Annotated in this window: 8 protein-coding genes; 2 read left to right on the top strand and 6 right to left on the bottom strand. The window is 67.3% G+C overall.

Going from position 1 to position 10,983, the window contains the following annotated elements; all coding sequences use genetic code 11:
• From tilS to H2052_RS14750, 6 genes are all read right to left on the bottom strand, one after another.
• Positions 1 to 889, bottom strand: an 889-nt coding sequence (gene tilS / locus H2052_RS14775) for a tRNA lysidine(34) synthetase TilS (protein ID WP_293783194.1), incomplete at its 3' end; no start/stop codon positions are given.
• A complete protein-coding gene (locus H2052_RS14770; protein ID WP_293783191.1) occupies positions 861 to 1,721 on the bottom strand; it encodes a tetratricopeptide repeat protein in 861 nt (286 codons plus the stop codon). The genes H2052_RS14770 and tilS, both read right to left, overlap by 29 nt.
• Positions 1,722 to 1,794: 73 nt before the next feature.
• Entirely contained in the window at positions 1,795 to 2,679 is an 885-nt protein-coding gene (locus H2052_RS14765) for a helix-turn-helix domain-containing protein (protein WP_293783188.1), read from the bottom strand.
• 89 nt (positions 2,680 to 2,768) lie between these two features.
• Entirely contained in the window at positions 2,769 to 5,048 is a 2,280-nt protein-coding gene (gene ptsP / locus H2052_RS14760; protein ID WP_293783185.1) for a phosphoenolpyruvate--protein phosphotransferase, read from the bottom strand.
• Positions 5,045 to 6,037, bottom strand: coding sequence for a nitronate monooxygenase (locus H2052_RS14755; protein WP_293783209.1), 993 nt, complete (start codon positions 6,035 to 6,037; stop codon positions 5,045 to 5,047). The genes ptsP and H2052_RS14755 overlap by 4 nt, the downstream gene beginning before the upstream one ends.
• A 29-nt stretch (positions 6,038 to 6,066) precedes the next feature.
• Positions 6,067 to 7,311 (bottom strand): aspartate kinase, encoded by a 1,245-nt coding sequence (locus tag H2052_RS14750; protein ID WP_293783182.1) that lies wholly within the window; start codon positions 7,309 to 7,311, stop codon positions 6,067 to 6,069.
• Positions 7,312 to 7,459: 148 nt separating this feature from the next.
• On the opposite strand from H2052_RS14750, the gene H2052_RS14745 reads away from it, so the two are divergent.
• Together H2052_RS14745 and H2052_RS14740 are read left to right on the top strand one after the other, a co-directional pair.
• Entirely contained in the window at positions 7,460 to 10,246 is a 2,787-nt protein-coding gene (locus H2052_RS14745) for a pitrilysin family protein (RefSeq protein WP_293783179.1), read from the top strand.
• Positions 10,246 to 10,968, top strand: a complete 723-nt coding sequence (locus tag H2052_RS14740) for a dienelactone hydrolase family protein (RefSeq protein WP_293783176.1) — start codon at positions 10,246 to 10,248, stop codon at positions 10,966 to 10,968. Before H2052_RS14745 ends, H2052_RS14740 begins: the two co-directional genes overlap by 1 nt.
• Positions 10,969 to 10,983: the final 15 nt, after the last annotated feature.

Below are 10,983 nucleotides of genomic sequence, written 5' to 3'. Positions count from 1 at the left end.
GAGTGCCCCCACCCCCGGCGAGCAGGCGCTGGAGCGCCGGGCCATCGGGTTCGACGCCTCGAATCTCGCGAAAAGCCCTGAGCACGAGCCGCCGGACCAGCTCGGCGGGAAGCCCGCGCGTATCGAGCGCGAGCGCATCGCCCGAAACGCTTGCACGCCCCGCCCACGCCTCGTCCGCCGTCCACTGGAGCGCGGCTTCCGCCTCCGCCAGATGCGCTGCGGTGGCGGCTGCGCCCGCGATGTCGATGCCGCCGCCTGCGAGCAGTGCCCGCACCGCCGTGCGGTCGTAGGCGTCGCTGCGGTTGCTGGGGTCATCGACCGCCGTGATGCCCGCCTCCGCCACCAGCGCGACGAGATCCGCCTTGCGCGCGCCGAGCAGCGGGCGAAGCAGCGTGACGGCGTGCCCTTCCACAGTACGCCGGGCGCGGATTCCCGCCATACCGCCAAGCCCGCTGCCACGCGACAGGCGCATCAGCAGCGTTTCGGCCTGATCGTCGGCATGGTGCGCGGTCATCAGCCAGCGGACGCCATGGGCATCGCACCAGCCCGCCATCGCGGCATAGCGCGCCGCACGCGCCGCGGCCTGCACGCTCGCAGCGCGCGGAACGTCGACCGTGAGCGTTTCGTGCGGCACACCCAATTCGCCCGAGAGCGCCGCAACCCGGCGCGCTTCCTCCGCCGCCTCCGGCCTCAGGCCGTGATCGACCGTGATCGCAACCACGTCGAACCCGGCCCGGCACGCGAGAAGCAGCAGCGCAAGGCTGTCCGGCCCGCCGGAGACAGCAAGCCCGACCTTGCCGTGAAGATCAGGCGCCAGCGTCTCGACCGCCGCGCGGAAGCGCTCCGGCGTCAGGCGGGGATCAGCCGCAGCGGGCAGCCGAGCGGGCATCCACGAGCTGCGTGCGGAGCGATTGCGAGAGCGTCTTGCCGTAGCTCGCTTCCAGCTGATCGTAAGCCTCGCACGCTTTCTGCGGGCTTGGCGGCGAGAAGGCCATCAGCGACTTGCCGAGCCACAGCAGGCTTTCCGGCGCCCGTTCGCCCTCAGGGCGCTTCTGGTAGTTTTCAAGCAGCGTACGCGCCGCCTGCACGGGCTGGTTCTGCGCGAAATAGGTGCGCCCCAGCCAATATTGCGCATTGCTGGCGCGCGCGTGCTTCGGGTTCTTCGCGATGAAGGCGGAGAGCGCCTTTTCCGCCGCCGGATAGTCCTTCGCGGTCACGAGACCGTATGCGGCATTGTATTCCTGCTCGGGCGTCAGCGCGGCCGCCACGGCCGGCTGAGGCGCTGCAGCCGCAGGAGGCACAGCGGCCGCTCCCGGCGCAGCAGGCGGCGCACCGCCTTCCAGCGTCGTCAGGCGAAACTCGGCGTCGGTCTTGAACTTCTCGAGCGCGGCTTCGAGCTGCCGCACCTTGAAGCTGTTTTCCTCCATCTGACCGGTCAGCGTGGTGAGCTGGCTTTCAAGCGAATCGACGCGGCGGGAAAGGTCGCTCAATGGGTTGGACGCGGGCACGCCGGGCGCCGTCACCGGCGCCGCCGGCGCCTGAATTTCCGCCTCGAAATACTCTTTGGACCCGCCCGGAAACACCTTGCGCTGCACCGCGCGCATTTCGCTTTCCAGCTTCTTCACCCGGCCTTCCACCTGCTGGGCGGTCTGCTGCGCGGCGGCGGGCAGCGCGGGGAGCAGCAGCGGCAAGGTCAAAAGGAGCAAGGATTTGAATTTCATCATGATTTTCCCGACAATTGATGAACGCAGGGCCGAGCCTAGCAGCCCGTCCCTTGCCCGAAACTGAAGCGCATCACTCTGGACGCGGCTGCGCCCGCGCAGCGAGACCCGTCGCCGTCAGCGGCACGTCGCGAACTGTCTGCGTCGCGGCGCCGAGTGGCGGTATCGCCGTGCCGCCAACCGTAACGTCGAGCGCACCAGCGCGGCCGGTCCAAAGCAGCAGATCCTGCCGATCCGCCGGAACCTCATAGCGGTCGCCCGCCGCCATCACGCCCTGAAACACGGAGCGGCCGGAGCCGACCTCGTAAATCTTCACCCACGCGTCCTCGCGCGCGGTGACGACGATCGCGCCGCCCGTCGGCGCTGCGGGCGCGGGCGTCGCGGCCGCAGTCGCTGATGCGTCGGCGGGAACCGCTGCTGCGTCGGCAGCAGGCGCTTCAGGCACAGCGGGCCCGGGCGTCGGCGGCGTATCCACTGCAACGGTCGCGCCATCATCCGATCCCGCCGGCGCTTCCGCCACCACGGGCGTCTCGTCGCCACCGAACCAGCCAAGGCCCCACGCGGCGACGGCTAGGACGACAACGCCGAGCAGCACGATACCGAGCAGCGCCGCGGCGCGCGTCGGCACGCGCACATCTTCGATCGGCTCATGATCCATCGTGGGGACGACCCGGTCGGGTTTCGTCGTTTCGCGGCGGAATTGTTCGGCCGTCGTATCCGGATCGAGCCCGAGGAGGCGCGCGTAAGACTTCACGAAACCGATCGTGTAGGGCAGCGCCGGCAGTGTATCGTGTTTGCCCTCTTCAATCGCGGTCAGATGCCGCAGGGGCACGCGGGTCTGGTGGGCAATGTCGGCCAGCTCCCGGCCAAGTTCCAGGCGTCTCGCTCTGAGCACGTCGCCGACGTGGCGCGAGCCGCCGAGATCAATACCGTCCTGCGTTTCCAGCTCGTCGCTCACCAAAACCCTCCGAACAGACGCCAACTCGCCCAATTGCCACGTTCGCGCGCGGCTTCGCCAGTGTCAACGCGCTTCGTCGCGGCACGACCTCACCCAACGGCAATGCCGCGGCTCGATGCGTATTCCGTCAGCGCCGTGCGAATGTTGATACCCCGGCGCAGCCACCCCTCCATCTCATGCTGGAGCGGCGCAAGTGCAAGCGACCGGATCATCGCCTTCATCGGGCCGATCCCCGCCGGCGTGATCGAAAGGCGCTCGATGCCGATGCCGAGCAGCGCCAGCGCGTCGAGCGGGCGCCCGCCCATCTCGCCGCACACGGTAACCGGACGCCGGGCGGCACGCGCCTGATCCGACACGCGCTTCAGGAAGCGCAGCAGCGATACCGAAAGCCAATCGTAGCGGTCGGCAAGCTTGGGATTGGCACGGTCGGCCGCGAACAGGAACTGTGTGAGATCGTTGGTGCCGATCGACAGGAAATCGATGCGCGGCAACAGGAGATCGAGTGCTTCCGCCAGCGCAGGCACTTCGAGCATACAGCCGAACTCGATCTTCTTCGGCACGGGATGGCCGCGCGCAACCATGCGCGAGAGTTGCGCCTCCACGAGCGCGCGTGCCTCGTCGAATTCCCATGGTTCAGAAACCATCGGAAACATCAGGCGGAGCGTGCGCCCTGCGGCCGCGTCGATGAGCGCGCGCGCCTGCACCTTCATCAGGCCTTCGCGCTCAAGCGCGAGCCGAAGCGCGCGCCAGCCGAGCGCCGGATTCTCCTCCACGGTGTCGCCCATCATGTAGGGCACCGCCTTGTCACCGCCGATGTCGACCGTGCGGAACGTCACCGGCCGGTCGCCCGCGGCGTCGAGCACGGCCTTGTAAAGCTGCGTCTGCCGCTCGCGGCGCGGCAGCGTTGCCGAGACGAGGAACTGGAACTCGGTGCGGAACAGGCCGATACCGTCCGCATTCGTGATGTCGAGCGCTTCCATGTCCGAACGCAGGCCCGCGTTCATCATCAGCGTGATGCGCGCGCCGTCCACCGTCACGGCGGGAAGATCGCGCAGTTTCGCATACTCGGCCTGACGTCGTGCCTTCAGCGCCACCTGCTCTTCGAACTGGTGGACGACCGGCTCGCTCGGCCGCACGAACAGCGCGCCGCGCTGCGCATCGAGCAGCAGCGGATCGCCTTCGAAAACCGTGGTGCGCAAGTCCTTCACGCGCCCGAGCACGGGAATGCCCATCGCCCGCGCGATGATGGTGACGTGCGCCGTGAGCGAACCCTCTTCCAGCACCACGCCGCGCAGGAAACGTTTGTCGTATTCCAGAAGCTCGGCAGGCCCGAGGTTGCGGGCGATCAGGATCATGTCCTGCTGCAGGCCGCGTTTCGCCGCCGTGTCCATCTGCCCCGAAACGATGCGCAGCAGGCGGTTCGAAAGATCGTCGAGGTCGTGCAGCCGCTCCTGAAAGAACGGGTCCTTCGTGGCACGCATTCGCGAGCGCGTCTTCATCTGCACGCGCTCGATCGCCGCCTCGGCGGTAAGGCCGGTATCGATCGCCTCGTTGATCCGCCGCGACCAGCCCTCGTCGTAGGCGAACATCTTGTAGGTCTCGAGGATCTCGTCATGATCGCCGGGCGCCGCGAACTCGGCCTGGCCCATCATGTTGTCGATCTGCTCGCGCATCATCTCGAAAGCGGCATAGACGCGTCTGCGCTCCGCTTCGATGTCATCGGCAACCGTATGTTCGACGATGACGCGCGGCTGGTGGAACACCGCCTGCCCGCGCCCGACGCCGTCGACGAGCTTCAGGCCGGTCATGCGGGCCGGGCGGCTCTCGCGCTCGCGCGCCTGCTGCACGGTCTGGTCATCGACGAGACCCGCCGACGCGATCAGTTCCGCGAGCACCATCGCCGTCGTCTGCAGCGCCTCGATCTCGATGTCGGCATATTCGCGCGGATCGACATGCTGCACGGCAAGCACGCCGATCGCGGTTTCCTGCCGGATGATCGGCACGCCTGAAAAGCTGTGAAAGCTCTCTTCGCCCGTTTCCGGCTTGTAGGCGAAGTCCGGGTGCGCCTTCGCTTCGGCGAGGTTCAGCGGTTCGCGCGTCTTCGCGATCGTGCCGACGAGGCCCTCGCCCACCGCAAGCCGCGTGACATGCACGGCGGACTGCGCAAGGCCGCGCGTCGCGAAGAGTTCGAGCACACCGTCGCGCAGCAGATACACCGAGCACACTTCGGACGAGAGCGCGCCCGCGACAATATCGACGACGCGGTTCAGCTTCGCCTGCGCGCCCGCCTTTGTCGCCATGACATCGTGAAGGCGCCGCAGGATTTCGCGCGCGGCGCTGGTTGCCGAGACGTTTCTCTCGGCGTTCATGCAGCCTGTGCGCCGCGCCGCGCGAGTGCCGCCGCCGCCTCGCTGACCAGTTCGTCGATGATCGCCTGCACCGGTTCCTCGCGCTTCACCATGCCGACGGACTGGCCCGCCATCAGAGAACCGTTCTCGACGTCTCCCTCTACCACAGCGCGGCGCAGCGCGCCCGCCCAGTAATGTTCGATCTGAAGCTGCGCGGCGTCCATATCCACGGCGCCCGCGTCGAGAAGCGCCGCGACCTCGCGCTGCTTGGCGGTGAACGCCTCGGTCCCCGCGTTCTTGAGCGCGCGGACGGGGATCACCGGCAGCCGCGGATCGATCTGCACGCTCGCCACGGCGTCGCGCGCGGCGGCGCGGATGAACGCCTGCTTGAACTTCGGATGCGCCACGCTCTCGGTCGCGCAGACGAAGCGCGTGCCGAGCTGGACGCCCGCCGCGCCCATTTCAAGGAACGCCGCGATCGCCTCGCCGTGGCCGATGCCGCCCGCGACGAACACGGGCACGTCGGTGATGTTGGGCAGGATTTCCTGCGCCAGCACTGTCGTGGAAACAGGGCCAACGTGGCCGCCCGCCTCAGTGCCTTCGATGACGAGCGCATCGACGCCCGAACGCACCAGCTTCTTCGCGAACGCGAGCGCGGGCGCGAAGCAGATGAGCTTGGCGCCCGCCGCTTTCACCGCCGCAATCGCCGGGCCAGAGGGAATCCCGCCCGCGAGCGCGATATGGCCGACCTTCTCCTCCGCGCAGACCTGGATGAGGTCGAGGAGCGCGGGGTGCATCGTGATGAGGTTGACGCCGAACGGCTTGTCCGTCAGCGCGCGTGTCGCGACGATTTCCTCGCGCAGCCGCGCCGGGTCCATCGCGCCGCACGCGATCATGCCGAAGCCGCCGGCGTTCGAGATCGCGGAAACGAGATTCCGCTCCGAAACCCAGGTCATCGCACCGGCCATGATCGCATAGCGTGTGCCAAGGAAGGCACAGCCGCGCGCCATCAGCGCATCGAGGCGATCACGGCCGCCGCTCACGCAGCAGCCCCGGCAGGCTCGGATGTATCATCGAGGCCATAGGCGGTGTGCAGCACGCGCACGGCAAGCTCAGTGTATTCCTCGGCGATCAGTACCGAAATCTTGATCTCGGACGTCGTGATCGCCTTGATGTTGATGCCGCGGTCGCCGAGCGCCTTGAACATGGTGAGCGCGACGCCCGCGTGGCTCTTCATGCCGACGCCGACGACGGAAACCTTGCAGACGTTGTCCACGGCTTCGAGCGCGCCGTAGCCGATCGCATCCTTGGCCTTGGTCAGCTCGTCCATCGCGCGGGCGAGCTCGGTGCGCGGTACGGTGAAGGTCACGTCCGTCCGTCCGCTTTCGCGCGCGACGTTCTGCACGATCATGTCGACGTTGATGTTCGCGGCGGACAGCGGCTCGAAGATGTGCGCGACGACGCCCGGCGTGTCGGGCACGCCGGTCACCGTGACCTGCGCCTCGTTGCGGTTGTACGCGATGCCGGTGATGAGTTCCTGTTCCACGCCTTCTTCCTCGTCCACAACGAAGGTGCCGGGCGCGTCGGTGAACGACGACAGCACCTGCACCTTGACCTTTTCCTTCATCGCGAGCTCGACCGAACGGGTCTGCAGCACCTTCGCGCCGACGCTCGCGAGTTCGAGCATTTCCTCGAACGTCACCGAATGAAGCTTCTTTGCCTTCGGCACGATACGCGGATCGGTGGTGTAAACACCATCCACATCGGTATAGATATCGCAGCGGTCGGCCTTCAGCGCCGCCGCGACCGCGACCGCGCTGGTATCCGAACCACCGCGACCGAGCGTGGTGACACGGCCGTCATCGGTCACACCCTGGAAACCCGGAACCACCGCCACTCGGCCCTTCGCCATGTCTGCGAGCACGGCGGTGGTATCGATGTCGCCGATGCGCGCGGTCGAATGCGCGTCCGACGTGCGGATGGGAAGCTGCCAGCCGAGCCAGCTGCGCGCGGGCACCCCGATCGCCTGCAGCGTGATCGCCAGTAGGCCCGACGTCACCTGCTCGCCGGAGGCGACGACGACGTCGTACTCCGCCGTATCGTGCAGCGCCGCGGCCTCACGGCAGAAGCCGACGAGCCGGTCGGTCTCGCCCGCCATGGCGGACACCACGACGGCAACCTCGTTCCCGGCATCCACCTCGCGCTTCACGCGCTGCGCGACATTGCGGATACGTTCGATACCCGCCATCGACGTGCCGCCGAATTTCATCACGATCCGGGCCATGGTCTGGCGCCTGTTCCTTCTTTGACGTTCACGAAAACAACCCGGCCGGAACCGGCCGGTACGAAAGCGGCGCCTTGATAGAAGCCGCCTAGCCCGAGTGCAAGCGCCTCGGCTTGCCGCATCGCGCCCGACGCCGTATGCGTTTGGCATGACCGCCGCAGCAACGCCGGAGCTTCGCCACATCATGAAATCCCTGTTCCTCGGAACCGCCGTCGCGCTCGCGCTCGGCGCCGCCGCACCAGCCCTCGCCGCCCCGAAAAGCACGGGCCCCGACCCCGCGCTCGTTTCGGCGGTCGATATTCCCTACGAGCGCTTCACGCTTGCAAACGGCCTGCGCGTCATCGTCCATACCGACCGCAAGGCGCCGATCATCGCGACCAGCATCTGGTATCACGTCGGCTCGAAGGACGAGCCCGCGGGCAAGACCGGCTTCGCGCACCTCTTCGAGCACCTGATGTTCAACGGCACCGAAAACTACAACCACGACTGGTTCGTGGCGCTGCAGGAAATGGGCGCGACGAGCTACAACGGCACGACGTGGTTCGACCGCACCAACTATTTCCAGAACGTGCCCACCCCCGGCCTCGAGCGCATCCTGTTCCTCGAATCCGATCGCATGGGGCATCTGCTCGGCGCCATCGACCAGACCAAGCTCACGAACCAGATCGGCGTCGTGCAGAACGAGAAGCGGCAGGGCGACAACCAGCCCTTCGGCAAAACCGAATACCGCATCCTCGAAGGCCTGTTCCCCGAAGGCCACCCCTACCGCCACTCGACGATCGGCTCGATGGCGGACCTCTCCGCCGCTTCGCTCGAAGACGTGAAGACGTGGTTCCGCACATGGTACGGGCCCAACAACGCCGTGCTCGTCCTCGCTGGAGACATAGACGCCGCGACCGCGAAGCCGCTGGTCGAGAAATATTTCGGCGACCTCCCCGCCGGACCCGCCGTCGAGCGCCGCCTGCGCGCGTGGGTGCCGGAACGCAGCGAAACCGTGCGCGAGACGATGGAGGATCAGGTCTCCAACACGCGCATCTACCGCGTGTGGGCGGTGCCCGGCCTCAATGACGCGGACGCGCAGAACCTCTCGATCGCCGCGGCAACGCTCGGCGGCGGCAACAGCTCGCGCCTCTACAAGGATCTCGTCCGCGACAAGCAGCTCGCCATCGGCGTGTCCGGCTACGTGCAACCCTTCGAGGCCGTCAGCCTGCTGCAGATCGAGGTGGACGTGAAGCCGGGCGTGAACGCGGACACGGTGAACGCGCGCCTCGATCAGCTTCTCGCCGACTTCCTCGCCAAGGGGCCGACGAAGGACGAAGTCGGCCGCGTCGCGATGCGCGCCGTTTCGGGCACGATCCGCGGCCTCGAAGCTGTCGGCGGCTTCGGCGGCAAGGCGGTGACGCTCGCTGAGGGCGAGCTGTATTCGGGCGATCCGCACCAGTTCAAGAAAGACCTCTCCGCCTATGTGAACGCCACGCCCGCGAGCGTGCAGGATGCTGCAAAGCGGTGGATTTCGAAGGGCGACTATCAGCTCACCGTCTATCCCTACGGCAGCCTGCAGCAGGCCGCGGGCAAGGGCATCGACCGCTCGAAGCTGCCGCCGGTGGACGGCGCCCCTGCGCTCGAATTTCCCGCCGTGGAGCGCGCGAAGCTCTCGAACGGCATCGAGGTCGTGTTCGCGAAGCGCGACACCGTGCCGGTCGTCAACCTCTCGATGGTGTTCGATGCGGGCAACGCCGCCGACGCGCGCGACAAGCTGGGCACGCAGTCGCTGATGCTCTCGCTCCTCGATGAAGGCACGACGAAGCGCACCGCCATCCAGATCGCCGAGGAGGAAGAGCGTCTCGGCGCCAACATCGGCGCGAGCGCTGGCAACGATACCACCGAAATCTCGCTCTCCGCGCTCACCACCAACCTCGCCCCTTCGCTCGATCTCTGGGCGGACATCATCCGCAACCCGAAGTTCGACCCCGCCGAGCTTGAGCGCGTGCGCGGCATCCAGATCGCCGGCATCGCGCAGGAGGAGAGCCAGCCGCAGACGCTCGCGCTGCGCCTGCTGCCTCCGCTCATCTACGGCACCGCGCACCCCTATGGCGTGCCGCTCACCGGCTCGGGCACCGTGGAGGGCGTAAAGGCGGTCACGCGCGACGATCTCGTCAGCTTCCACCAGACATGGCTCCGGCCCGACAACGCCACGATCTTCGCGTCGGGTGCGACCAGCATCGGCCAGCTCGTGCCGCTCCTTGAAAAGGCAGTCGGCACGTGGTCCGCGCCGGCCACGCCGAAGGGTACGAAAACCTTCACCACCGCAACCGCGCCCGCCGCGAGCAAGATCATCCTCATTGACCGTCCGGGCTCGCCGCAGTCGTTCATCCTCGCGGGCTACCCGCTCGCGCACAAGGGTACGGACGACAACCTCGCGCTTACCACTGTGAACACCCCGCTCGGCGGCGTGTTCACCTCGCGTCTCAACATGAACCTGCGCGAGGACAAGGGCTGGTCCTACGGCGTCTCCACCGCGATCTCGCAAACCTCGGAGCAGATGCCCTTCTACGTGTTCGCGCCCGTGCAGGCGGACAAGACCGGCGCCGCGCTCACCGAGCTTCGCAAGGACATCACGGCCTACGTCACCGACAAGCCGATCACGCCCGAGGAAATGAAATCGACGCTCGCGTTCCTCACCGGCCGCCTGCCGGGCGCTTACGAATCCTCGTCCGCCGTGCTCGATGCGCTGCAGACGAACGCCCGCCTGAAGCGGCCGGACGATTATCAGGTGACCTACGCCGCGAAGCTGAACGCGCTCTCCCGCGAACAGTTGGCCGCTGCGGCGAAAGCCAATATCGACGTGAACAAGCTGCTCTGGGTCGTCGTCGGCGACCGGCGGCAGGTGGAACCGCAACTGAAAACCCTTGGACTACCGATCGAGGTGAAATGATGAGCAAGGTTGAAACGAATTTGGCTGACTATTCGCACGCAGGTACGACGTTCGAGGCCCATGTCGCCCACACCGGCGGCACCGACAAACGCCCTGTCGTCCTCGTCGCGCACCAATGGGCCGGGCAGTGCTACCACGAATGCGAGCGCGCCGATCTGCTCGCCGAGGCGGGCTATGTCGGTATCGCCATCGACACGTACGGCAAAGGCGTGCGCGGCACGGTGGGCGCGGACAACAGCGCCCTGATGTCGCCGCTGATGGCCGATCGCGCGCTGCTCCGCGACCGGCTGCTGGCTGCGGTGGCGTTCGCAAAGGCGCATCCCCTGGCCGATCCGTCGCGCATTGCCGTCATCGGCTTCTGCTTCGGCGGCCTCTGTGCGCTCGACGTTGCCCGCAGCGGCACGAAGGATGTGGCCGGTGTCGTGTCGTTCCACGGCGTCTACCCGCCGCCGAACCTCGGGCCGCAGGGACCGATCCACGCGCAGGTGCAGGTCCACCACGGCTGGGAAGACCCTCTCGCGCCGCCGCAGGACGTGCTCGCGCTCGCAAAGGAACTGACGGACGCGGGCGCCAAGTGGCAGCTGAACGCCTACGGCGACACCGTCCACGCCTTCACCGCGAAGGGCATGAACGCCCGTGCGGAGGGCGCACAGTATAACGAGATCGCCGACCGCCGCTCGTGGCAGGCCACCTTGCTGTTCCTTGAGGAGATCTTCGCCTGAGGCGGATTTCCAGCC

It is taken from the genome of Sphingosinicella sp., assembly GCF_013911755.1.
Lineage (GTDB): Bacteria > Pseudomonadota > Alphaproteobacteria > Sphingomonadales > Sphingomonadaceae > Sphingosinicella.
This window is presented reverse-complemented; position numbering and strand designations above follow the sequence as displayed.

What these genes read in the sequence shown, in the direction of transcription:
- H2052_RS14770 (WP_293783191.1), bottom strand. Translation starts at nt 1,721, where the DNA reads ATGAAATTCAAATCCTTGCTCCTTTTGACCTTGCCGCTGCTGCTCCCC.
- ptsP (WP_293783185.1), bottom strand. Translation starts at nt 5,048, where the DNA reads ATGAACGCCGAGAGAAACGTCTCGGCAACCAGCGCCGCGCGCGAAATC.
- H2052_RS14755 (WP_293783209.1), bottom strand. Translation starts at nt 6,037, where the DNA reads ATGGCGCGCGGCTGTGCCTTCCTTGGCACACGCTATGCGATCATGGCC.
- H2052_RS14750 (WP_293783182.1), bottom strand. Translation starts at nt 7,311, where the DNA reads ATGGCCCGGATCGTGATGAAATTCGGCGGCACGTCGATGGCGGGTATC.
- H2052_RS14745 (WP_293783179.1), top strand. Translation starts at nt 7,460, where the DNA reads ATGACCGCCGCAGCAACGCCGGAGCTTCGCCACATCATGAAATCCCTG.
- H2052_RS14740 (WP_293783176.1), top strand. Translation starts at nt 10,246, where the DNA reads ATGAGCAAGGTTGAAACGAATTTGGCTGACTATTCGCACGCAGGTACG.